Genomic DNA, 23,742 nt, shown 5'->3' on the forward strand with positions numbered 1-23,742 from the left:
GGCCCGCGGCCCGGGCCTCCGAAAACACGAATCATGGAAGTTTGCACTGAACTTACAGCTCTATGGAAGAGGAGAGGCACAAATGACCACCGACCGACGTATTTTCCTCAAGAATTCAGCAATGGCTTCCAGCGCGGCTTTGTTCCCCAAGTCCGTGTTTGCAAGTAAGACAGCGAGTGGTGGCTCCGGATTTACACTGTGGCAATTGCCATTTATAGAGACGAACCATGGTAACTCGTACGTGTTTCGAACACAGCATGGAAAGGTCGTCGTCGTGGATGGCGGGCTGCCGCGCGAAGCTGGATACTTGCGCGGGTTTTTGGGTGCACTAGGCAACGAGGTAGAGGCATGGTTTCTGTCCCATCCCCACAACGACCACGTCGGTGCGCTTAACGAAATCCTCAAGAAACCAGAGGGCATTGTCATCAAGACAATCTATTACTCTCGGTTTTCGCCCAGCTACGTCAATAACAATCCAGTAGTCGTGGAGTTGTACAAGAATTTGGAGACGTATAGGTCCCCATCGCCAGCGAAACCTCGGCGGGATCCAATGCCCGAGGACATGGATAGCAATTCGAACAGCTTGCCACTGAAGGTGGTTGATGTCCAATTGGGGTCGACAGGAGAAATCGATGGCCTGGACTTCAAGATACTCGAGGTGAAGAACGAAGAAATAACTCCGGTTGACTTCAATAACTCCTGCATGATCTTCAAAGTTTGGGATAAGTCCCGTTCGGTTGTGTTCCTGGGGGACGCTGGCGAGCAGGAAGGCGAGAAGGTGCTGAACGGGCCGTTCCGTCGCGACCTGGATTGCGATTTCCTCCAGATGGCGCATCACGGCGAGCTAGGCGTCAGCAAGAAATTTTATCAATCCATCAAGTTCGAAGCCTGTCTTTGGCCGGCGCCTAACTGGAATGACCTCAAAGAAACGCGCGAATGGATAAAAGATAAGGGAATACAGAAACATTTCTTGGCCGGTGACGGACTTCAGATCATTCAATAGTTGAAGTCGGCTGCAACTACTGAACGTGGTGCTTGGAGATGATTCACTTCAGGCCCACGTGACACCTCGGTGCAATCAAAATCTATGGCAAATAGATGTTGAAAGGATTCTGGATCATGCCTTTAAGGGCCGTTCGATCTCTGTTCGTTGGGCTTGTACTCTCTATCTCCGTTCTCTTTGCAGCTTTAGGCGCGGCTCAACAAGCAGGGCACGGAGATGTTCACCCTCCCATCCGCCATGTTTTTGTCCTCACGCTTGAAAACAAAAATTACTCCAGCATATTTAGCCAGGACTCGCCTGCGCCATATCTGTCTCGCACGCTGGTAGCTCAGGGCGCTATGTTGCGGCAATATTATGGGACCGGGCACGGCAGCCTCGATAACTACATCGCAATGATCAGCGGGCAGTCGAACAACCCGGATACGTCCGACGATTGCGGCACTTTTGAGGATTTCAAGCAGACCGGAGTGGCAGATGACGGTCAGGTTGTCGGCCGGGGTTGTGTCTATCCCTCTTCAGTCAAGACCGTCGTAGACCAGTTAAATACAGCGGGCTTCACTTGGAAAGGCTACATGGGCGATATGGGTAACGATCCTGCCAGGGAATCGGCTACTTGCGGCCACCCAGTTCTAGGCATGCCAGATCTAACCAATGAACAGGAAGGCGAGAGTGCCCGGGTGCCCGAGGGCGACATGTATGCCACTCGCCATAATCCATTTGCTTATTTCCATTCCATCATCGATTCGCCACTTTGCCAGAAGGATGTGGTGAATCTCAATCGCCTTCCGAACGACCTCAAAGCTATCGCTACGACGGCGAACTTCAATTTCATCACGCCAAACGTCTGCGACGATGGCCACGATGCTCCTTGTGTGGATGGCCGTCCGGGGGGCCTTGCATCCATTGACGCCTTTCTTCGGAGATGGGTACTGCTGATCCTTGCGTCCCCTGCGTACAAGAAGGACGGGCTGCTGATCATTAACTTTGACGAAGGGGGCTCAGGTGCAATTGAACGCAGTAAGGACGGAGCAGTAATAACTGTGTTCGGAGAGTCATGCTGCAACCAACGGGCGGGACCAAATCTTGGGACTTATCCACGAGTCAAAATAAGCGGAGTTGGCGACCAAAAGAGGACCAGGCGCACCCTTAAGTTTGGCGGAGAGAGAACCGGCGCTGTATTGCTTTCTCCGTTTATCAAGCCGGGCACAATTTCAGACGTTCCCTATAATCACTACTCGCTCCTCAAATCCATCGAGGATATCTTCGGTTTGAGAGAACATCTTGGCTACGCTGGCCAGACGGGACTGGTGGCATTCGGATCCGATATTTTTTAAGGTTTATGAAGAGCTTGACTTGCATGATCCAGGCAACAGTACTTCGTCTGCGCATCTGTCTTTGCTTAGCGATTGCGTATTGCTGCGTTTGCTGCGGACGGTCAGATCACAAGGGTAGCGGGCAGGGCCGCCAAGCCTCACCCCTTAGCCCGGTTGCGGCGCTCGGCCGGCAATTGTTCTTCGATCCCGGGCTTTCGGCCTCGGGTAAGCTTGCCTGTGCAAGCTGTCATGATCCGCGTTTTGCGTACGGCCCTTCGAACAGTCGCGCTGTGCAACTCGGTGGGCCCAGCCTCAAGAGTCAGGGCAATCGCGCAGTTCCGTCGCTCCGATACACGTTGGACCGTACGCCGCGATGGATGCACGTCCGCGCTTACAGCGAAATCGAACAACTCACAGAAACCGATAGCGTCCCGACAGGGGGATTTACCTCGGACGGCAGGTTCAACACTCTGCGTGATCAGGCGACGTTTCCGCTTTTCGCCGCTAATGAAATGGCAAATCGGAATGCCGTGGAGCTTGCCGCGAAACTAGCACATGTGCCCTATTCGCGGGCCTTTGTTGTTCTTTTTGGGAAAGCAATTTTTAGCAACCCGTCGCAGGCTGTTGCCAAAGCAACCGAAGCCCTAGAACAGTTCGAATTAGAAGATAGGAGTTTCCATCCATTCTCCAGCAGGTTCGACGCATGGATGGATGGCAAGGCGATGTTGACGCATCAGGAAATGCGGGGAAAACGTCTGTTCGACGATCCGAATCGCGGTAACTGTGCCTCGTGTCATCTGGATAATCGCGGGACGGATGGCTCTCACCCGATCTTTACTGATTTTCAGTTTGAGGGTCTGGGGGTGCCCAGAAATCCGGAAATACCCGCCAACGCAAATCCGGCTTTTTTTGACATGGGGCTGTGTGGTCCCCTGCGGACCGACACCGCCAGTGAGAATAAAGCGTATTGCGGGCTCTTCAAGACACCGACATTACGAAATGTCACTAGCAGAAAGGTGTTCTTCCACAATGGCCGCTTTCACTCCTTGCGTGAAGCTTTGCGCTTCTACGTGCAGAGGGATACCAACCCTGAGCGCTGGTACGCGGTAACCAGGCAAGGCAAAGTGCGCAAATTTGACGACCTTCCGTCCATTTACCGCGACAACATGGATGTCATCGATTCTCCGCTTACGTTACATCCGGGGCAGATGCCAGTCTGGAATCATCGGAACATCGATGACGTAATTGCATTTCTTCGCACACTGAAAGACGACGATGTTGTGCACTAGGCACGGGCAGAACGAGTTGCCGCGATTCTTCGCGCAAACACGCTCAGAAGTGGCTGCGAAACTCATTTGATAGTTGCGCTCCGAGCTGCTGGTAGTGAATCCGTAGAGCAGGATTGCGCCAATATCGAATCTTGTGCGAAGCCAATTCAGAGGCGTGAATCTCCTTATTGACGTTTGGTGAAATACCTCAAGGAGTGAATTGCAACCTGATCTTGATAATGGTCCGCAACGACTGACCGACTTGTAAGGAGAGGCACGCAGCGGAACTCATCCTGGCCGGGAGCACGCGGCTTCATCAAAGGCCGAATAGATCGACGCAGACTTGTCTTCTCGACCAGACTAATCCTTGCAGTGACGTGCCGGACCATACATTATCAGGACTCACATTACTTCGCGACGGGCACGATTTGCAGGTGTGCAGGGCTGTTACTTGACGGGTTGGTAATTGGTAAACAAATCAACCACGCTTTTGGGAGAGTTTTCGTCGAAGAACAGCTTGATGTTTCGGTCCGCCTCCGAGGCGGCGGACGCGCTGCGAGGAAAGAGATCTTGTTCATACGTGAGGAGTGCGGCTTCAACGTCACCGGGGTGGGCGGCTATGGCCTTCCCGAGTTCCGCGCCGTCGTACATCGCGAGATTAGCTCCTTCGCCAGCGAACGGCGACATCAGGTGCGCTGCATCGCCGATCAGTGTCACACCGGGTACTCGTTTCCATCTCTGCTCGATCGGAAGCGCATAGATAGGGCGAAGCACGGGGTCGGTTTCCGTGGCGGTGAGAAGTGCTGTCAGCGCGGGGGCCCATCCGTCAAATTCCGCGGTGACGCGGGCCAGGGTAGATATCGGGTCGGAGAAGTCGATACTCGCGATCCAGTCCTCCGGCTTGTTGAGCACCACGTATGCGTGCAGCGTGGCCTCGGCTTCGCGGTGTGCCATGATGCCTTTGCCTGGCGCAAGCGCCATCATCGTGCCACTGCCAACCGCTACTGCGCTTGCCTTGTGGCGCGTTTCGCAGTCGAAAAGGAAGGTCTCGATGAAAGCGGTGCCGACATACGCCGGTTTCGCGTCGAAGAGGAGCGGACGCACTCTGGACCAGGCTCCGTCCGCTCCTACCAGGGCGTCGGTTGTCACTGTCGAGCCATTTGCGAAGGTCACCTCGTGTCTCCCATGGCCAAGGGAAGATACTGCTGTAGTCTTGTGCCCCCAGCGAACCGTGCCGGCAGGAAGGGATTCCAGCAGAATGCGACGAAGGTCTCCGCGGGGTACCTCAGGTCGACCGCCGTTGCCCTTATCTGGCTGGTACAGCAGGACATTGGCATCCTTGTCGAGGACGCACTGTGACTCGGCCTCAGCCTGGATAAGCTTGCGGAATTCTTCAAAGAGTCCCGCTGCCTTGAGTGCGAGCTGCCCGTTGTATTCGTGGATATCGAGCAAACCACCTTGTCCGCGCGCTTCCGCCGAAGCTTCCGCTTCGTAGACCGTCGCGGCAATGCCGTGAACGTGGAGGACACGCGCAAGTGTCAGTCCACCTAGCCCGCCACCGATGATTGTGATTGGAGTGTTCATAGTGATTCCTTCATGGTTCGAGGCCGCCGCATTTCTCCGGCAACATGGAACTCTAGTCCGTAATGATGGAATGGAGTTCCATCCACGTCAAGATTAGTACGGTTCAAAAAACACATAGCAAGAAGACAAGTAGCAGCCAGCGACGAGCAGAATCGTATTCACGGGAGCAAATCATTGAAGCGTCGATCGAGCTTTTGTATTGGCAGAGGAGAAGGCGGCCTTACGTTCCGCACCCTGTCCGAACGGCTCATCCCGGGTCCCCCGGCGCTATCTAGCGGCACATCGCCAACAAGAGGGATCTTCTGACCGCTGCATGCGACGCTATACGGCCTATGTGCCCTTCAGCATCGACGGGTTGTTCCATTGCCTAATTTGTGGAAGCGAGTCGTCGGTAGCATCACCGCGGCCATTCCATTTCTTAGCCATGAAAACTTCAAACGTACCCGGATAGTGGTTTGCAGGTGCAGTGGAATTGGCTGCAGTGCAAGATCGTCGGGAACCCTACAAAGAGGAACATTCTTCTAAGCCATAAGCAACCCGTTTCCGCTTATCTGCCCGAATTTCAAGCCGACGCATTTCTCTACGAAGAGTTCTGGAAGCTTCGGCAGACAATTCCCAATGGAATGCATTCTGTTCTGGCCTGGTTCTTCGGCCACGAACACAAATGCACTATCTATGACGACGACAAAACGGAGTTTCGCGCTCGGCTCATAGGCAACGGAGCAATCCCGCATAGCCACCAGACGCTGGTGCAGGCAGCCAAAGATGAGACGGAGACCAGTTGCACGCCAGTGTATCCGATCAATGATCGGATACTGGAAAAGGATCTGCTGGGGATCCAAGGACTGTCACTCGCCATAAACGGATTTGCCATCCTACACTGGACGGTCCGGACGCCTACGCTGAATATCTTAATGAAGATGGATCACTCTTTCTGAGCGAAAAATTGACCGGCAAATCGAATGAGGTGCTCGAGTGGGGAGATGGATATCGCCAAGTCGCGGCATCTTAGTGTCGGGCTTGCAACGCTATAGCGATTATGGTCGGCAGCGGCAAAGTCCCCAATCGAGTGTCTAGTCTCATATCGTTTTTAGAAAGGCAAGCAGGGAAGTAGACGGCCTGATCATCCCACGGGGCCGGATGACTGCCGTTCGGACAGATAGCGGCCTCGGCATTTTTGCATCGTTACGACCATCTTGCGAATGTCGTCGAGATCCGTTTCGCCTTGATTCGAACCGATTGTGATTGTCTTTCACTTTGATCTCGTGAAGGCGATCCTACCGCTGCCAGTCCTCTAAATTGCCTTTTACCTCGGACTCACTGTGGCCTTTTATTTGGTCGTAAATCTTCTCGCTGCGGAGGCGGAAGGCAGGGCTGATGAGCTCGAGCCAGGGCTTTAGACGACAGAGCATTCGGGATGCAAATCTTCCATAACGAATCTTGTGGAGTCAGGATTGTCGTAGTACTTTGCGGCCTCGAGCGCATTGGACGACGCCAGTGAATCGGGTGAGAGTAGTTCAAATTTCAGTGCGGCAATTCGCTTTACGTAGGACTGGTTGCCAGTAGTCACGTTGGAGATCAGTTCGCCGCGCAGATGCTGTTGGTAGTTCAATGCGTCTCGTCCTGCTAGGAGACACCTCGCCAACCGGAAATTTATGTATGTCTATACAGATTTAAGATAATGTTTTCAATTGTTTAGCTGCTGAACGCTGCTGTGTCAGTTGTTGGGGGCTTCGTGATGAACTGAGGGTCTGCTTGATTCTGCGTTCACTGTCATAGCCTTGCTCCGGCTGTCGATATATTGCACGCTGCTACAAATGAGGGAGAGTGCGTCAGCAATAGACCTAGGTCAAGGCAGCTGGGAAATCAGCGCCCGAGCGTTCTCGAAACACGACGAATCGTGACAGGGCGCATCCCTGTCGAAGATTTGGATATACGCTAAGGAGGGCTCAATGCCACATTTCGCAGTCGGGCTTCAGCAATGGCGCTTCGACCGTGATCACAAACATGTTGGGATGGCGGCGCCTGTTTGGAGCTGTTTGGTTCTAGCGGTGACCCTGCCGTGCCATCAAGTTCAAGCACAGCAGGACCATCCTGTCGTCGACAACAGCCCCGTAATTTCGACCACGATCGCAACCGATAGCGCCGGAAGCGATGCTCTTCCGCTGTCCATGCATCAGGCTGTCCAACTTGGACTCAAACAGAATCCGCGATTATTGGCCTCCCGGCTTGAAGCGCTTCAGAGCAAACAGACGACAAGGGTGGCGCGATCCGTTTTTCTTCCCAAAGGCTCACTGACGGTTGAGGAGCAGGCCAATCGGCTCAACCTCGCTACCCTGATTGGACAGGAGCCGGGGCCTTATTCCGTCGGCCCCTATTCCAATCTTCAGGTGGGAGCGGCCTTCGATGTCCCGGTGATCGCTGTCTCGGCCTGGCGGAGCTACCAGGCACAAAAGCAACGGGAAGCAGCGTCTCAATCGGACGCCGCATATACCGAGGAGACGATTGCCAGCATCATTGTGGCGCAGTATCTTTCGGTCCAGCGTTCCAAGGCGACCGAGCGTGCAGTGCAAAGTCGAATCGACCTGGCACAGAGTCTTTTCCATCTGGCGAATGACGCCCTGACGGAGGGTACCGGCACAAGCACCGACGCTCTGCGCGCCAATGTAGAGTTGCAGGTCGAGAAACAGAACCTTGTCGAAGCGCAAGCTCAAACGGAAGCATATGGGTATGGGCTTGCCCAGGTGCTTGGGCTTGCTCAGAACCAGCGGGTCGTCGCCACAGAGGAGCTAAGTGCCGAGGGTCAGGAGTCGCCCAATGAAAAGCAGGCTCTCGCGCAGGCGTTCAACGGCCGGCCCGATTTGATGTCCTTGGAAGCTCTCCACAAGGCGGCGATTGATGACCGCAAGGCTTCCACAGCCGAGCGGCTACCGGAGTTCCATTTCGATGGCTTCTGGGCGCAAAGCGGACGCTCACCGAGTGATGTTCTTCCCATCTATACCTACCAGGGAGAAATGCGCCTACCTCTTTTCACTGGGGGCAGAATTACCGCGGAGATCCATCGAGCACAACTTGGGGAGGCGCGTGTAAACCAACTGGTTGAAGACCGCCGTAACGTGATCACACAAGAGATCCGCACCGCGCTCACTCTTCTCCAGGCGGCGCGGCAAGAGCTTCAACTGTCGACTGAAGCTGTCAGGCTTTCGACGCGTGAATTGACCGAATCCCGCGATCGCTTTGCGGCAGGGATAACCAACAATATTGAAGTCATCACTGCGCAAAACTCACTTGCACAGTCCACAGATAGCCAGATTGGCGCGATGTATCGTCTACAGCAGGCAAAAGCAGACCTATCTCGAGCACGCGGGCAGATCGCCGCAGACTATGGCAACTAAGGAGCGATTCCAATGACCGAGCCGAATGCAGCTTCACCAACCCTCGCACCGTCGTCTGGGATTGGCGCACCGCCGAGCTTTACCGACCGGGTGCGTGCGATTGGAGAGTGGGCCCGGAACCACAAAATTTATATTGTCGTTGCAGTTATAGCCGTCATCCTTTCCGTTTTCTGGGTCTTCACCCAGGACGTCAATCCAGGTACCGATGACGCAGAGGTGGATGGTCATTCGATCGTGATCTCTCCCCGTGTGCCAGGCTATGTCGAGAAAATGAACATCGATGACAACACCGTCGTGAAGACGGGAGACCTGATGATTCAGCTCGATCCCGCGGACTACCAGGCACGCGTCGATCAGGCACGTGCTGCTTTGGCAGTTGCACAGGCACGAGCTGCCTCTCTCAAGATCACCGTACCCTTTACCGTCGGCACAACCACTAGCGCAACCTCCGCGGCAGAAGCTCAGGTCGCGGCAGATGAAGCGGACCTAAGTCGTGCCACCACCACCTACGACCGGCTCTCCGTCTCAGAGCTGAAGTTTGCGGAAGCGAATATCGCTGCCCGGAAGGCGGAGATGGACAAGGCGGACATGGATGTAAAACGTACGCAATCATTGGCGGAACAATCCGAGATCTCTCACCAGCAGTACGATGCATATGTGGCGGTCTCGCAGGTTACCCGGAACGACTGGATTGCCGCTCAACAGCGGCTGGAAGCGACCAAGAGGGAAGCTGATGCGGCAAAGGCGGCGGAAGATACTGCTCGAGCGAGCGTAGTACGCGCACGAGCCGAGGTGCGCGAGAGTAAGGCGCAGGAACTCCAATCTGGCGTCCGCAAGGCGGACTATCAATCGGCACTCGCGGACGTTCAGCAAGCACAGGCGACACTCGATCAGACTCTCCTTAATCTCAGCTATACCCAACTGAGAGCTCCGATGAATTCCATGGTGACCAAGCGCACAGTCGAGCCTGGCCAGCAGTTTGCAGCCGGCCAGGCCATGTTCGTCTTGGTGCCGTTGGACAAAATTTGGATCACGGCGAACTTCAAAGAGACGCAGATGGCGCATGTTCGGGCGGGGCAACACGTAACGGTTCGGGTGGATGCCTATGACGGGAAGAGCTTCGACGGTATCGTCGATTCGATCGCGAGTTCGACTGGGTCGAGAGAGGCGTTGCTGCCTCCGGAGAATGCGACCGGCAATTTTGTCAAAGTCGTTCAACGAATTCCAGTGAAGATTCTGGTCGACCGGAACTCCGATAGCGCTGCGGTCCTCCGACCCGGAATGAATGTCGAAGCCAAGATCAGAACGTCAGCGTGGATATTCTAAACATTCCGCCCAGTGTTTTAAAGTGGAAGCCAAGTCGGAGGAATTCATGGCCACGGCAGCAGCCTCGATATATGACCCATCCGTGGGTCCATCTCCAGCACAGAGCCGACGATTGCTTCTCGGCCTGGCATTGGCGACCGGCATGGAGTTCTACACGTTCGAGAGCATGAATCTAGTGCTGCCCGACATTACCGGGACGCTTGGTGTGTCGTTTGATGAAGCCAGCTGGATACTCACGATTTACAGCTGCTTCTTGTTTCTGGGTGTACCTATCTGTATCTGGCTCGCAGGGCACTTTGGCTACAAGCGTTTTCTGCTTTGGAGCTCAGTCCTCTTTGCGGCCACGTCGGTGGGATCAGCGCTTTCGCCTACCCTGGGCATTATGTTGTTTTGGCGAGCGCTTGAGGGGCTAACTGGTGCGGGGCTCACTGTCTGGTGGCGCGCCTCGATCTATGTGCTGATGCCGAAGGCGCGGCGGAGTCCTTCCTTGATGCGTGTGTCAGTAGGACTCTATTTGGCAAGTGCTGCGGGGCTGCTTCTCAGCGGATTCCTCACCGATCGTTTGAATTGGCGGTTGATCTGCGTGCCCAATCTATTTTTGGCAACGGGAGCAGTCTTGCTGATCAGCAGAAACTTTCCGGAGTTACCACCACCCCATTCGGTTCGCCTGCAACATACCGATCGTTGGGGCTTGCTACTTCTGGCGATCAGCATTATTTCTCTGCAGATTGTGCTGAGCCGGGGCCACATCGACGATTGGTTCGGCGCGCCACATATCCGTATTCTTGCTCTCCTCAGCGGGGTGTCTCTCTTAGCATTCGTACGCTGGCAGTTGAGTTCCGACAATCTCTATCCGCTTTTCGACATGAGTCTTTTGAAGGAACGCAACGTTCTGGCAGCCATGTTGCTCGGCATCTTCACGGGCATGATCCTCTCGGGGAGTCTCTTTGTTCTTCCGGAATTTATGCGGATGGTCGACTCGCAGACCCATAGTGCCACCCAAACCGGCCGGCTTCTCTCGTTTTACGCGTTGGTCGCTGCTTCCGTCCGTCCGACGATCACAGGATTGGTCGCCCGCTTTGGGCCGAGAAAGATGATGGCAACAGCCCTCACTTTGATGATCTGCGCAATGCTTCTGCTGTACAGGTGGCTTACAACGTCCACTCCGGACGGCTATTTCCTTTTACCCCTTGCTCTCTACGCTTGCTGCCTTGCCGCGCTCTTGCCTTCGGTAGGCTCCGGGACGGTAGCAAAGCTCGATCAGGCAAGACTCCTTGACGGCGTATCGCTCTACATGACGTTCCGTCAGCTTGGGGCCTCACTCGGAGTTGCCTTTCTGACGATCATGATCGAGAGGCGAGAGACACTTCATTCCTCACGGCTCTATGAACATCTTGATAGAGCGAACAACACGACTGGCGGTTTACTCGATTCGACCAGCGCGTACCTTAGGTCAAACGCAGGTGTCGACAGCGCTGCATCCCATACGATCTCTATCGGACTTCTGGCGCGTACCGGTGTCCACCAAGTGGATGTGCTTAGCTATGCGGACTGTTTTCTTTTCATGGCTGCGGCCGGTTGTGTCGCGATGTGTTTGATACCCATCATGTCGCCCTTTATTCCTGCCCCGAAACAGCCACACGCCCTTCCGAGCGAGAGATCATGATTGTGCCGATCGCTGAGCTTAACCTCGCATAGGCCGCATAGGCCACAAAACCGTTCAAGACGATTTGCCTGAATGCTCCGTCCTTCGAGAAGTTCGGTGGCGCTGCCAGCAGCTGCAGGCTGCCCCGCAACCCGGGAAAGTGTTCAATTGGTATCCAGAGTTGATCTCGGCGATGGCCTTCGCATCTCCTGCTTTTTGATCTCTGTCGGTTTCTCACCATCGTCAAATCTGATGGCGACAACGTTGTTGTTTGTGCTGGTGTGTAAGAGGGCACGTGCAATACCCGCTCAATTCCTTGCTGCAGATTAAGATCGCCGTGCTCTCCTTTTTCATGCCGAAGTTACTTAGTGCGTTCGACTTCTCGCGGAAAGGTTGACGAAAAGCTGAACGAAAGGAGGCAGACTTCTCTTAACTCCGTGAAGACCTCCATTAAGAATGGTCATTATCGTTAGAAAGGTTTCGTAAGGCTGTCGATATGTTGCGAGAAAGTAGTCATTTTCGTGGGAGATTAAGATCAATTCTCTGAACAAATTCAGAAATCCTACAACCTTTTAGCAAGAAAGTGACGGACACCGCAAGCAAACGAATGTCGCCTGCTTCCAGACTCCATAAGCTAACTAAATCATACGGGCAAGCTGATCAGTAATTGCATCTCTCGATCGGCGCGAGGCGATGGAATGGACTGCATGGAGCTTGACAGAAGCACAATAGCGGCACGATCAATGGGTAGACAGATGCATGAGAGGAATCGCGGTAAGTTCATGCTTGCGTTTCTCCTATGCCTCATTTCTTCGTCTTTCGTTGCTAAAGCACAAACGCCGGACCCGAAGCCTCCAGGGCCGCCATCCGACCCCGCTCGGCCGCCGCTTATTCCCCTGCCGCAACTCGAAAACTGGAGCTTTCTCAAGGATCCCAGCAAACGTGTCGACTTCTTTGACCCTATCAAGTACGTTCAGATCGGCGACGGCAACTCGTATCTAAGTCTTGGCAGCGAATATCGGATTGAATACGAGAGATATACGGCCAACAACTTCGGAGTGGGGCCCCAGGATCAGAACGGCTACCTGATGCAGCGTGTGCTGCCTCACTTCGATCTTCATTTGTCGAACCATTTCCGTATCTACAACGAATTTCAGTTCGACTACACAGACTTCCGCAACGGGGGCCCTCGCCCTGGCCTCGACGAGGATCGGGGAGACATCCATCAACTCTTCTTCGATGTCGGGAGCGATGTGCGCACCGGCAACGGAGTTCAACTTCGTGCCGGGCGCCAGGAACTGGTTTATGGTCGTGGGCGGCTTCTGGACAATAACGAAGGTCCAAACGTCAAACTGAGTTTCGACGGATTCAAAGTCAGCGTCGACACGCGAGGCGGAAACGTAGACTTCTTCGCGGTAAAGCCGGTCAACCCTTCTCCGGGTTTCTTCGACGACGCGCCTGTCCATGGTCAAAGCCTTTGGGGCGTCTACGGTAGCAATATCTTTGTGGGCTTGAACAAGCCCAGGGCCGACATCTACTACATAGGATTCGACAACAAGAATGCTTCGTATGATGTGGGCGCGGGGCGAGAGATACGTCACACCTTTGGGGGCCGATTTGCACAGCCAGTAGGTAAGGGGCTGGACTTCGACTGGGAGAGTGCATTTCAATGGGGTGCGTTTACCGACAAATCAATTCACGCCTATACAGTGCAGACCGAAACAGGATATACGTTTGAGCAATCTCCCGGACACATTCGGCCCTTTCTACGCTTCGACGTTTCCAGCGGAAATAGTAGCAACGACCCGAATGGGCACACTCTTGGTACGTTCAACTCTCTATTTCCCCGAGGCGCCTACATCACCCCTAAAATGGCTCCCCCATTTGCGTTGGACAACGTAATCGACGTACATCCGATGACATGGTTTCAACCTTTCAAGCATGTTGAGACCTCACTGGGCTGGGATTGGTTTTGGCGGTATAGCACCAACGATGGACTCTACGCGTTTCCCGGTTTCCCTATCCGAAACGGTCTCTATGGTGGCTATCCGCTCATTCACGGCAACCTGACGAAGTATAGCTACATAGGTCAGCTCGGAGATATGGAGGTGCGGTGGTCGCCGGCAGCGCATGTCATCATCGCCTTCAATTTCGCGGGAACCATCAACGGTGCATTCCTGAACAGTACGGCGAAATCCAATGACATCACGTATATCAATACCGGTTTCACCTACCGGTTCTAACAAGATCAGCAATATTCCATAAGCATGGCAATATCCTGACGGACGAGCGGTGCAGCTTCGCTACATACTTCCTAGGTAGGCGAGGAGCACAGGAATAGATTCGAGCGTTTCTTTTTTGCGGACTATATAGGCAATTGTTAGTGCTGGTTTTAAGCAAGTCCATCTCCTTGGACCAGGGAAAGCAGGTCAAATGCTGTTCACGAAAATCAAGTTGTCGACATGGGCATGCTGTTCACTCCTGCTTGCGGGTCTCGCAGTTCCTGCCCATGCGTCTAACAGCCCAACGAGCATTTTTGCTCCTGACTCGACACCGGCTCGCTCAATTTTTGGATTGTCGGTTGTTGTGCTCTCAGTTACTGCGATCGTATTTGTCGCGGTTTTCGGTCTACTTGTCTACGCCGTTGTCAAATTCAGGCAAAAAGAACTGGATGACGACCGTGAGCCCCCTCAGGTCTATGGAAGTACTCAAATAGAGCTAGCTTGGACCATTATCCCGATTCTCATCGTCTTGGTTTTATTTCTCGCATCAGCTCGAGTCGTTGTCGACATTCAGAACGCGAAGGAACCTCATAACGCGATTGATGTCATCGTTGTAGGCCATCAATATTGGTGGGAGTATCGCTACCCGCAATATAACGTGGTCACCGCGAATGAATTGCACGTGCCGGTCAGCGATCCGGCGCATCCAACGCCAACTTTCCTCACGTTGCTGTCGGTCGATACAGACCACAGCTTCTGGGTACCTCGCCTTGCAGGCAAGACGGACCTCATACCCAATCATCCCAATAATATGTGGATCGATCCACAACAAACCGGGGTTTACCTGGGACAATGCGCGCAATATTGCGGAATCCAGCACGCAAAAATGCTTCTACGCGTTTACGTTCAAACGCAAGCTGATTTCGATCGCTGGATCAAAGAACAAAGTCAATCGGCGGCGATGACAGATGCAGCATCACGAGGGCGCGCCGTATTTGAGTCTAGCGAATGCTTGAGCTGCCACAGCATTAAGGGGATTGCCGGAAATGGAACCTTCGGGCCCGACCTGACGCACTTGATGAGTCGAGAGACAATCGCTTCCGGGGTTGCGCCCAACACTCCAGAAAATCTCCGTAAGTGGGTCAAAGATCCAAGTTCCATCAAATCTGGAGCAACAATGCCGGCGTTGCAGCTAAGCGACAAACAACTCGATGATGTAACCGCGTATCTGGAATCTCTTCGCTAGGGAGCACTGCATGGAAAGCAAAACAACGACATTGTCCCGGACGGAGAGGGTGTGGAGCTTTCTCTCAGTCAATATTCGCGAATGGCTGACAACCGTCGATCACAAACGACTGGGTGTTCTCTACATTCTGGTTGCGCTGGTCTTTCTGATCATCGCCGGAATCGAAGCGTCAATCATGCGGTTGCAGCTCATCCGGCCAAATAATGATCTTGTCTCGCCGGAGCTGTTCAACCGGATGTTTACGATGCACGGAACCACGATGATCTTCTTTGTGGCAATGCCACTGGTTTTCGGCTTCGCAAATTACTTGACTCCGCTGATGATCGGTGCCCGCGACATGGCCTTTCCTCGCCTGAACGCGTTTAGTTTTTGGATTATGCTGTTTGGCGCCTTAATTCTTTACGCCAGTTTCTTTGCTGGGGGACCATTTCACGAGGCGGGAAGCGCACCCGACGTTGGATGGTTCGCGTATGCACCCTTGACTTCCCGGACGTTTTCGCCGGGACACAGCACCGATTTCTGGACAATTGGAATTCTGATCTCCGGATTCGGCAGCGTCGGGACAGCAATCAATATCCTGGCAACCATTCTGTGCTCGCGATGCGCGGGGATGACGCTCGGAAAGATGCCGCTGTTTGCTTGGCTCAACCTGGTCATGGCAGGCCTGGTGATCTTAGCGCTCGGTCCGCTCACGGCAGCACAGTTTATGTTGCTCATCGATCGATACCTGGGCGGCCGATTCTTTGACACTACAGCTGGCGGCTCTGCGTTTCTCTGGATGCACTTCTTCTGGATCTTCGGTCATCCGGAAGTCTATGTGCTCGTCCTACCTGCATTTGCGATAGCATCGGAAATCATTCCTGTCTTTTCCCGCAAGGTGATATTTGGCTATCCGGTGATGGTTGGTGCAACCATCGCCATCGGATTTGTCGCCATGAGCGTATGGGCTCACCACATGTTCGCCGTAGGTATGGATGCAAACGCTAACAACGCTTTTGTGTTCACAACGATGGCGATTGCGGTGCCTACAGGAATCAAGATTTTTAACTGGCTCGCGACGATGTGGGGAGGAAAGCTGCAGTTCAAAACGCCCATGCTCTTCTGTGTTGCATTCTTGTTCCAGTTCCTGGTCGCCGGGCTGACCGGCGTCATGCTTGCCTCGGCGCCATTCGATTGGCAGCTTACAGGTTCCTACTTTGTTGTCGCGCACTTCCATTACGTGATCGTCGGAGGCATTCTTTTTTGTATCTTTGGTGGCTTCTATTACTGGTTTCCTAAAATGTCAGGCCGGATGCTGGACGAGACGCTTGGCAAACTGCACTTCTGGCTCTTTCTAATCGGATTTCACCTCACGTTCGATTTCATGCACGTCCCAGGTATTCTGGGAATGCCTCGCAGAATCTACACCTATGAGCCGGGACGCGGCTGGGAGGTGTGGAATCTCATCGTGACCATCGGCGTCGTGTTTCAGGCGGCCGCGATTGTGGTCTTCGCAGGTAATCTGTTCTGGTCTTATTTCAAAGGCAAAATAGCTGGGAATGATCCTTGGGATGCCTGGACGCTCGAATGGTCTACCAGTTCTCCCGCGCCCGTATATAATTTTGCTTCACTTCCCGTTGTCAGAAGCCGCCGCCCGCTTTGGGATCTAAAGCATCCAGATGACCCTGACTGGGGCTTCGAACCGTCGGAGCCATTCTCAGATCCACAGGCTAACGAAAGTGGAAGCTTGTCGATTCCGGCAAGCACGCCATTCCCCCTTATTTTCGCGTTCGGTGTCGCACTGATCTTCGCGGGATTGGTTACGACAGCGCTTATCAGCATTCTGGGAGCGATCGTGGCGCTCTGCGGCTGCGTCGGCTGGTTTTGTGATGTCCTGCCTCAGGAGAAGCACGAATTGCTCACTGTAGCTGCGACGGATCCTATCTCTACGAACCGTCCAGAAGTAGCTGAGGTTCATCACATAACAGGCCAGCGGCATCGGGCAAGACTACCGATTGAGATCTATCCAATGTCCGCAGGTATTAAAGGTGGACTCGCTGGTGGCTCCGTGATGGCTATCATTGCGGTACTCTGGGCTACTCTAGCTCGCCACGGCGTGTGGTATCCACTGAATCTTCTCGCAGCAGGTTTTTTCCCAGAGAGGGCGACAGCAGCTCAGCTCAGCGCCTTTCATTGGGACGCTCTGATCATTGGCGCGGCGATCTTTTTTCTCGCAACGACATTGGTCGGGCTTCTATATGGCGCCATTCTGCCCATGCTTCCGCGTCATCCTGTTCTCCTGACTGGCGCCATTATGCCCGTTTTTGCGTCAGCCGTTGCGCACACACTCTTCGGAATAGTCAATCCTATCTTCAACGAGAGGATCGATTGGCCATGGTTTATCGTCTCTCAGATTGCTTTTGGCATCACCGCAGGAATTATCGTCTCTCGAAACGAGCGCCTCAGCACTTGGCAGCACCTTCCTTTCCTAGAGCGAGCTGGTCTCGAAGAAGATTTCGATGAAAACGGAGGCACCGATGCTCGATAATTCAGCCTCCATCCGCTATCGAGGTTTGATGACCTCTGTGTTAGTTCTATTCATTTCCACGCTCGTAGGGTGCACAGAACGGTCTCAGCATAACCATGCAGTTGGGTTTCAACGAGGCGACTCCAAGCATGGTGAATATCTTGCAAAAGTATACGGGTGCGTGGAATGCCACACTGTTCGCCAGGTTGACGGTATTCATTTGGACGACAAGCTGCTCCTGGCGGGTGGTAAGCCGTTTCCTGGACCGAACGGGTATCTGCTTTACAGCGCCAACGTTACGATTGCCAGTCAGTACCCGGAACAGCTTCTCGACAGCGACATCCGCGGACACCTCGCGTCCAAGTTCGAGATGCCCACAGAACTATACAACGGCATGGCCGCGGATAATATGCGCGACCTGATCGCGTACCTCAAGACCCTTCACCCCATACTTCGGCCGTTGCCAAATAGCTCTATTCCTCCAGGCTTGGCCCTTCCACCGCCGACGCCACCTATACCCGTTCCTGAGCACGAGCCAGCTGTTGGAACCGTCGAACGTGGTGCTTATCTGGCGCGGGTATTCACCTGCGCGGATTGCCACTCGCCGCGAGATCCTTCTGGTGCGTATGAGCCGGAGCATTTGTTTGAAGGGGGCGGAATGCAAGTACCGTTGCCGGATGGCCACCTGCTGATCGCTCAGAATCTCACCCCCGACACTGAAACCGGGCTCGGCGCCTGGTCGGACGCGCAGATCATTCGAGCGGTTCGGAACGGAGTCACACCCGATGGCCGCCAACTGAGTCACATGATGCCGTACTTGCTGGTCTATCGTGACATGTCCGATCAAGATGCTGCAGACCTTGTGCGCTTTTTACGTACGCTCAAGCCAGTAAAGAGATCTTGGACTTCGAATCCGTAACAGGTGGAGGAAATATGACGAGTACCGCGGCGGTGGCAATAGAGATTCCGGAAGGCAGGGTAAATTTTTTCGTCCGGGGTCGGGTGGCGATGTTGGGGCTGATCGCAGCCGAGTCTACCATCTTCACAATTTTTGTTGTGGCCTACCTGTTTTATCTGGGCAAGAGCCTCACGGGACCTACTCCGAAGGACGTTCTAGAGCCGCCTATCCTCTTTTCAATTTGTCTGCTTTCTAGCAGTCTCACGATCCACGCGGCGATCAAACAACTGCGTCGTGGGAATTCCAAAGCTTTTGTGATTTGGTGGCTGGCAACGATAGCGCTCGGCGGAGCCTTTCTCTATGGCACCGCCAGAGAATGGTATCGATTGATCTATGTGCACGGTCTGACCATCAGCACTAACGTATTCGGTACGACTTACTATTCCTTGGTTGGGCTGCATGGGTTTCATGTGATTGTGGGGTTGATCTTACTGTCGACAGTTATGATTTTCGCGCTGTTTGGCGCTATCAAGCCTGCTCACTGCGAGCGTCTTGATGTGTTGTCACTCTATTGGCACTTCGTGGACGTTATATGGATCATCGTATTCACTGTCGTCTATGTCATCGGACGCTGACCCTGACCGCAGCGCATTGAATCAAGCGAGGTAAGAAATGCATTGTGAATCATCATCGATTGTTCTGCCATTGATAATCGCTCTGATTCTGCTGACCCTCGTCTATTCACTAGGTTGGTATCGGATCGGGAAAGTTCTCAACAATAGCGAGTGGCGCCTCGCGTCTTTCCTCATCGGACTTACTCTGACCGCGGGTGTTTGGGCCACTCCACTCGCGTACCTGGATCATCGATCCCTCATCTGGCATATGGTGCAGCACCTTGTGTTAATGACAGTCGCCGCTCCCTTGATACTGCTGGGACGCCCTGGGGTGGTACTGCGATACAGTCTTCTCCGCAGCTTTAGTCCTCGAGTTTCCGACCAGCTTATTCGGTATGCGCCGAGTCATCGGTTTACGGGGCCTTTCGCTCACCCAGTCCTTTGTTGGTCTGCTGGTACTGGATGCGTCATCCTATGGCATGTACCGGCACTATTCGAATTAGGGATGCGGTCGAAATGGTGGCATGATTTCGAGCAGGTTACTTTTCTCGTATGTGGGCTTCTCTTCTGTCTGCCAGTTATAGAACAGTGGTCCGAGTGCAAACGGCCTCGGTGGTTTGTCCCGGTGTACCTATTTCTCGCCACACTGCCGTGCGACACGCTTTCGGCATTTCTTACCTTTTGTGGCCGCGTTGTCTACTCGTCATATGCATCCGGCGCTGAACTAACAAATAACTCAGCTCTTCGTGACCAGGAATGTGCGGGTGTGACGATGTGGGTTTGGGTGACGTTCGTCTATCTGGTCCCGGCTGTCATGATCACAATCCAGGGATTGTCCGGGAGCGCCCTATTACCAATCCGCTTCCGGACACAAATCAAACCCGTTGAAGCCAGAAGAGTGAGCACGTAATGCGCAGAACGAAGGCCGGTGTGTCTCGATGCGAGCAGCGATTCAATGTGTCACGGCCACCCACCATTAACTATATGGCTCGCTTACCACTGAAATAGAGGCTGAAGAGGAAAACCCGAGGAGTGTATCAATGGCAATACAAGCCGTATGTAATGAGGTCCTGCCGGGCGAGAGGGGAACGACAGCACCAAGAATGAACGTGCGAGATGCCCTCATTCTGGCGAAACCTCGCGTGACCTCGATGATCATGATCACGACGCTGCTTGGTGCTCGTTTCGCCAGTGCAGAGCGCGGATCGATATTTTGGTTGGATCACAAACTCTGGTTGACGCTCTCCGGTACAGCCCTGTTGTCCGCTGGAGCTGCGACTTTGAATCAGTGCCTTGAGGTCGGAACCGATGGTCTCATGAAGAGGACGGCTTCGCGTCCCCTGCCTGCCGGTAGAGTGCAGATGTATCAGGCGGTACTCCTCGGTGCTGCCTTTAGCCTGTCAGGCCTGGCTGTGCTCTTCTGCCTTCCAAGCGCGGCTGCTGCCGTCCTGGGACTATTTACTTCTGTCATCTACTTGATCGCATATACCCGGGTAAAACCGCTATCGACCCTCGCTGTCGTTCCCGGCGCCATAGCTGGCGCGTTGCCCCCGGTCATCGGCTATGCCGGGTTATCCGGAACCACATCGCCTTCTGCTTGGGCATTGTTCCTGATCTTGTTCTATTGGCAGTTCCCTCATCTTTACGCCATCGCCTGGATGTATCAGGAAGACTACGCCCGCGCAGGCCTAAAAATGCTCCCGAAAAACGGCCAGTCTAAGCTCGCCGTAGGTAGAGCGATGCTTGGGACATTTTCTATGCTTGCCGTCGCCACTCTCGTGCCGATCGCAGCTCACCTCGTGAACCACTCCGGGCTCGTTCCGGTTTTAGTCCTCGACGGTATTTACCTCGCCAGCATACTTGCTTTCGTGCGCTTGGCAACCTATCGAGTTGCGAGGAAGGTGCTACTGGTTTCCGTCCTGTATCTTCCGCTGCTCATAGCGCTATTTTGGCTGCAACGCATTTCGTAGAAACGATGTCCCAACTCAAGGAGCCCGATGTCTCGCCACTCGAAAGTTCATTTTCCCTTTCCAGGCGTTTGCATTTATCTGTCGTTCTTCGTGGTGCTCTTGCTCTTTGGATCCATACACTCCTACGCCCAATCGGCGCTGATAAGTGGCACGGTCCGAGATTCGGATCGGTCCGTGGTGAGCAATGCCTCCGTGACGTTGATCAATGTCCAGAGTGGACTCACCCTACAGACAACAACGAACCTGTCCGGGGAATACACGTTTCTGTCAGTGGATCCGGGAAACTATCGCCTGGAGGCGCACAAAGCCGGCTTCGGACCAGTCATTAAGCCTTCTTTGCCCGTAGCGGCTGGACAAAATATCACTCAAGATATCTTGTTCGTCGTTGCCGGAGCGAGTACATCCGTCACAGTCAACAGTGGCTCTGCGGGAACCCCGGCAGACGGATACTACGTCAGCAATGTCGACCGCGGTGTTATGGGGAGCGCACCGCTTGTAAACCAGCCGTACACAATTTCGATTATGTCGTCCGACGAAATCTCAAATACTCAGGTAAAGAATCTGCGGGACGCCATCAAGTATCTCCCGCTGGTTTCCTTCACCGAACAACAAGGTCCGGAGATTCTTCGCCCGTCGACGCGGGGCATACAAGGCAGCATCGCCCAGAACACGCGCATGGATGGAATGGCAATGGCGATTACCGGTGGTAATCCGATGGAGCAGTATCAGGAGATGCAGGTCGAAAATGGTCTAGGTGCCGCAATGTATGGACCGGCAAATCCTTCTGGGATGTTCGATTTTGTTCTCAAACGGCCAACCGAAGACCGGACAGAGAATCTGTATTTGGAGCAGGATAGCAGTACCGTTGGTACCATCTATGGGGATGCAGGAGGCCGAGTGGGACCACACAAGATCTTCGGTTACCGGACCAATTTGCTCTTCGGGGATGGGACCCAATTTGTCGAAGCCAGCCGGTTGCGCCGTCGCCTCGCCGAGTTCGCCTTTAACGTTAGGCCGACGGACAGGACCTTGATCGATGCTCACTATAGTGTTTATGACATCGTTCAGCGGGGCTATCCGGGATGGTTCTCGTATGGGCCGCCCAAACCAGTCAATGGAGTGCTGCAACACACCCTTCTCCTGCCAACCGCACCCGACCCGACTCGGGTAGGTCTTGGCCAGGCCTATGCGGGTGTGAACCTCACCACACAGAGCACCAGCGTTCGCTTTCTCCACGATTTTTCTCCGAATTGGCACGCGATGGCTGGCGGCCTTGCGCAACGGCTTGATCGCTTCATCGATACCCCCGTCAATACCATCACCAATAATAGTGGTGACTATAGTAGCTCTCTGGCTACCGGCTTCGCGCCACGTTTCGGCGTGGAAAGCGATCTCGGCTACATCACAGGCGTCATCAATAAGTGGCGTATCAAGCAGGACGTCGTGCTGGCCAGCGAAGGTTATCGCTTCAACCAGTACGCCTACACTGCTCCCCCCGCCAACACAGTTTTGCTTGGAACAGCTAATGTCACCGATCCGAAGATCTTTGCGCCTCCCGCGGAGGGTCTTCCGCAAAACCAGGGACTCTATCAGTCTGCCGTTGTGCATCAGCAAGGCTTCAACCTCGGGGATCTATTGTCCTTCGGTGACCACTTTCTTGTGAGGCTCGCGGCCAGCCAGGACTGGATTGGAGTCGATAACAATTCGGCTACTGCGCGGACCAGCGGCTCGAACAAACAGGGCATCAGTCCCTCTGCCAGCGTCATGTACAAGCCGACGAGTTGGACCACCGCCTACGCTACCTACGCCAGCAGTCTGCAGCAGGGAGATATCGCCCCTGGGGGCTCAAACCTTGTGAATGCCAACGAGGCGCTCGCCCCATACCGCAGCAAGGAGTGGGAGTTGGGATTCAAGACAGATGCGCACTTGCTTGCGATCACAACTGCGCTATTTCGATTGGAACGGCCCTTTGCCGACACGATCTCGTACAACGGGAGCGCCACCGAGAATATCTACGCGATTGTCGGCCAGCAGGTGAACTACGGAGCAGAGATCTCGGGGCAGGGCACTTTGTTTCATCGCCTCGTCGTGGATGGAGGTTTCACCGCATTGAATGCTCGACTCAATGATACAAACGTTCCGTCCACGGAGGGCAAGCGCTTCGTCGGTATCCCTGCCTACAAATCCAATATTCTCAGCGAATACCGCGTGCCCGGCGTCGCCAACCTCAATATCACGGGCGATTGGCAATTTGTCGGGCAGCGTCCCCAGGACGATCAGAACCTGCATACGACGACGGCATACAAAACCTTCGACTTCGGATTTCGCTATTCCCGAACGCTCTTCACAAAATTGGCGATACTTCGGTTCACCTGCAACAACATCACCGATACACACTACTACTCGACGATCGCAGCTGGCGATATCACGGGAGCCAATGCAAGCAGCAATACTGCCCACCTCGGATCGCCGAGGACCATTTCGACTTCGCTGCAGTTTGCTTTCTGAACCCCCACCAACCGATTCGATCGGCACTCGGAATCAACGTCGTCATGAAGCGCGGCGCTATGGCAGGCCGCGAGTCGGCGATGAATCGAAGGTTGGTACCGCCGGCATCTTTCGTTCGACGATATCGATCTGAATATTCCCTGACAAGTTGTAGTTGGGACACGCAACGATCCCTGTCGCAGCCGCTTTAGATCGATTTTTCCGGGTTATGCGCATGTCCTGATCCTGAACGCTGATGTAAGTG

General features: G+C 54.0%; 17 protein-coding genes. 15 read left to right on the top strand and 2 right to left on the bottom strand.

Annotation, left to right across the window (positions count from 1 at the left end; translation table 11 throughout):
• Positions 1-82 precede the first annotated feature (82 nt).
• The 3 genes from GSQ82_RS14080 (at position 83) to GSQ82_RS14090 (ending at position 3,605) form a co-directional block, all read left to right on the top strand.
• Entirely contained in the window at positions 83-1,003 is a 921-nt protein-coding gene (locus GSQ82_RS14080; protein WP_158792873.1) for a ComEC/Rec2 family competence protein, read from the top strand.
• Positions 1,004-1,098: 95 nt separating this feature from the next.
• Positions 1,099-2,337, top strand: a complete 1,239-nt coding sequence (locus tag GSQ82_RS14085; RefSeq protein WP_158792874.1) for an alkaline phosphatase family protein — start codon at positions 1,099-1,101, stop codon at positions 2,335-2,337.
• Positions 2,338-2,360: 23 nt separating this feature from the next.
• Positions 2,361-3,605, top strand: a complete 1,245-nt coding sequence (locus GSQ82_RS14090; RefSeq protein WP_158792875.1) for a cytochrome-c peroxidase — start codon at positions 2,361-2,363, stop codon at positions 3,603-3,605.
• 426 nt (positions 3,606-4,031) lie between these two features.
• Here the strand turns inward: GSQ82_RS14090 and GSQ82_RS14095 are convergent, their stop codons facing one another.
• A complete protein-coding gene (locus GSQ82_RS14095) occupies positions 4,032-5,168 on the bottom strand; it encodes an NAD(P)/FAD-dependent oxidoreductase (RefSeq protein WP_158792876.1) in 1,137 nt (378 codons plus the stop codon).
• 623 nt (positions 5,169-5,791) lie between these two features.
• On the opposite strand from GSQ82_RS14095, the gene GSQ82_RS14100 reads away from it, so the two are divergent.
• On the top strand, positions 5,792-6,106 hold the full coding sequence (locus tag GSQ82_RS14100; RefSeq protein ID WP_158792877.1) for a hypothetical protein: 315 nt from the start codon (positions 5,792-5,794) through the stop codon (positions 6,104-6,106).
• Between the two features lie 458 nt (positions 6,107-6,564).
• Here GSQ82_RS14100 and GSQ82_RS14105 read toward each other — a convergent pair whose 3' ends face one another.
• The gene (locus GSQ82_RS14105) at positions 6,565-6,780 is read right to left on the bottom strand and encodes a hypothetical protein (RefSeq protein ID WP_158792878.1); all 216 of its coding nucleotides are present in this window, start codon (positions 6,778-6,780) and stop codon (positions 6,565-6,567) included.
• A gap of 340 nt (positions 6,781-7,120) precedes the next feature.
• Between GSQ82_RS14105 and GSQ82_RS14110 the strand changes: the two genes are divergently transcribed.
• The 11 genes from GSQ82_RS14110 (at position 7,121) to GSQ82_RS14160 (ending at position 23,498) form a co-directional block, all read left to right on the top strand.
• The gene (locus tag GSQ82_RS14110) at positions 7,121-8,563 is read left to right on the top strand and encodes a TolC family protein (RefSeq protein ID WP_158792879.1); all 1,443 of its coding nucleotides are present in this window, start codon (positions 7,121-7,123) and stop codon (positions 8,561-8,563) included.
• 12 nt (positions 8,564-8,575) lie between these two features.
• Positions 8,576-9,889, top strand: a complete 1,314-nt coding sequence (locus GSQ82_RS14115) for an HlyD family secretion protein (RefSeq protein WP_158792880.1) — start codon at positions 8,576-8,578, stop codon at positions 9,887-9,889.
• Between the two features lie 22 nt (positions 9,890-9,911).
• Positions 9,912-11,555 (top strand): MFS transporter, encoded by a 1,644-nt coding sequence (locus tag GSQ82_RS14120; RefSeq protein WP_158792881.1) that lies wholly within the window; start codon positions 9,912-9,914, stop codon positions 11,553-11,555.
• Between the two features lie 761 nt (positions 11,556-12,316).
• Positions 12,317-13,777, top strand: a complete 1,461-nt coding sequence (locus GSQ82_RS14125; protein WP_158792882.1) for an alginate export family protein — start codon at positions 12,317-12,319, stop codon at positions 13,775-13,777.
• Between the two features lie 190 nt (positions 13,778-13,967).
• A complete protein-coding gene (coxB, locus tag GSQ82_RS14130) occupies positions 13,968-15,002 on the top strand; it encodes a cytochrome c oxidase subunit II (protein WP_158792883.1) in 1,035 nt (344 codons plus the stop codon).
• Positions 15,003-15,012: 10 nt separating this feature from the next.
• Positions 15,013-17,529, top strand: a complete 2,517-nt coding sequence (gene ctaD, locus GSQ82_RS14135) for a cytochrome c oxidase subunit I (protein ID WP_158792884.1) — start codon at positions 15,013-15,015, stop codon at positions 17,527-17,529.
• A complete protein-coding gene (locus GSQ82_RS14140; RefSeq protein ID WP_158792885.1) occupies positions 17,501-18,427 on the top strand; it encodes a cytochrome c in 927 nt (308 codons plus the stop codon). The genes ctaD and GSQ82_RS14140 overlap by 29 nt, the downstream gene beginning before the upstream one ends.
• 14 nt (positions 18,428-18,441) lie before the next feature.
• The gene (locus tag GSQ82_RS14145; RefSeq protein ID WP_158792886.1) at positions 18,442-19,041 is read left to right on the top strand and encodes a heme-copper oxidase subunit III; all 600 of its coding nucleotides are present in this window, start codon (positions 18,442-18,444) and stop codon (positions 19,039-19,041) included.
• 37 nt (positions 19,042-19,078) lie between these two features.
• Positions 19,079-19,930, top strand: a complete 852-nt coding sequence (locus GSQ82_RS25745) for a cytochrome c oxidase assembly protein (RefSeq protein WP_158792887.1) — start codon at positions 19,079-19,081, stop codon at positions 19,928-19,930.
• A gap of 130 nt (positions 19,931-20,060) precedes the next feature.
• Complete coding sequence (locus tag GSQ82_RS14155) at positions 20,061-20,990, top strand: protoheme IX farnesyltransferase (RefSeq protein ID WP_158792888.1); 930 nt, start codon at positions 20,061-20,063, stop codon at positions 20,988-20,990.
• A gap of 27 nt (positions 20,991-21,017) precedes the next feature.
• Positions 21,018-23,498, top strand: coding sequence for a TonB-dependent receptor (locus GSQ82_RS14160; RefSeq protein ID WP_158792889.1), 2,481 nt, complete (start codon positions 21,018-21,020; stop codon positions 23,496-23,498).
• Positions 23,499-23,742: the final 244 nt, after the last annotated feature.

It is taken from the genome of Granulicella sp. L60, from assembly GCF_009765825.1.
In the GTDB taxonomy this organism is placed as follows: domain Bacteria; phylum Acidobacteriota; class Terriglobia; order Terriglobales; family Acidobacteriaceae; genus Edaphobacter.

Bases quoted from the DNA above. Each gene is read 5' to 3' on its own strand.
- GSQ82_RS14080 (WP_158792873.1), top strand. From the start codon at position 83: ATGACCACCGACCGACGTATTTTCCTCAAGAATTCAGCAATGGCTTCC.
- GSQ82_RS14085 (WP_158792874.1), top strand. From the start codon at position 1,099: ATGTTGAAAGGATTCTGGATCATGCCTTTAAGGGCCGTTCGATCTCTG.
- GSQ82_RS14090 (WP_158792875.1), top strand. From the start codon at position 2,361: ATGATCCAGGCAACAGTACTTCGTCTGCGCATCTGTCTTTGCTTAGCG.
- GSQ82_RS14095 (WP_158792876.1), bottom strand. From the start codon at position 5,168: ATGAACACTCCAATCACAATCATCGGTGGCGGGCTAGGTGGACTGACA.
- GSQ82_RS14100 (WP_158792877.1), top strand. From the start codon at position 5,792: ATGCATTCTGTTCTGGCCTGGTTCTTCGGCCACGAACACAAATGCACT.
- GSQ82_RS14110 (WP_158792879.1), top strand. From the start codon at position 7,121: ATGCCACATTTCGCAGTCGGGCTTCAGCAATGGCGCTTCGACCGTGAT.
- GSQ82_RS14115 (WP_158792880.1), top strand. From the start codon at position 8,576: ATGACCGAGCCGAATGCAGCTTCACCAACCCTCGCACCGTCGTCTGGG.
- GSQ82_RS14125 (WP_158792882.1), top strand. From the start codon at position 12,317: ATGCTTGCGTTTCTCCTATGCCTCATTTCTTCGTCTTTCGTTGCTAAA.
- coxB (WP_158792883.1), top strand. From the start codon at position 13,968: ATGCTGTTCACGAAAATCAAGTTGTCGACATGGGCATGCTGTTCACTC.
- ctaD (WP_158792884.1), top strand. From the start codon at position 15,013: ATGGAAAGCAAAACAACGACATTGTCCCGGACGGAGAGGGTGTGGAGC.
- GSQ82_RS14140 (WP_158792885.1), top strand. From the start codon at position 17,501: ATGAAAACGGAGGCACCGATGCTCGATAATTCAGCCTCCATCCGCTAT.
- GSQ82_RS14145 (WP_158792886.1), top strand. From the start codon at position 18,442: ATGACGAGTACCGCGGCGGTGGCAATAGAGATTCCGGAAGGCAGGGTA.
- GSQ82_RS25745 (WP_158792887.1), top strand. From the start codon at position 19,079: ATGCATTGTGAATCATCATCGATTGTTCTGCCATTGATAATCGCTCTG.
- GSQ82_RS14155 (WP_158792888.1), top strand. From the start codon at position 20,061: ATGGCAATACAAGCCGTATGTAATGAGGTCCTGCCGGGCGAGAGGGGA.
- GSQ82_RS14160 (WP_158792889.1), top strand. From the start codon at position 21,018: ATGTCTCGCCACTCGAAAGTTCATTTTCCCTTTCCAGGCGTTTGCATT.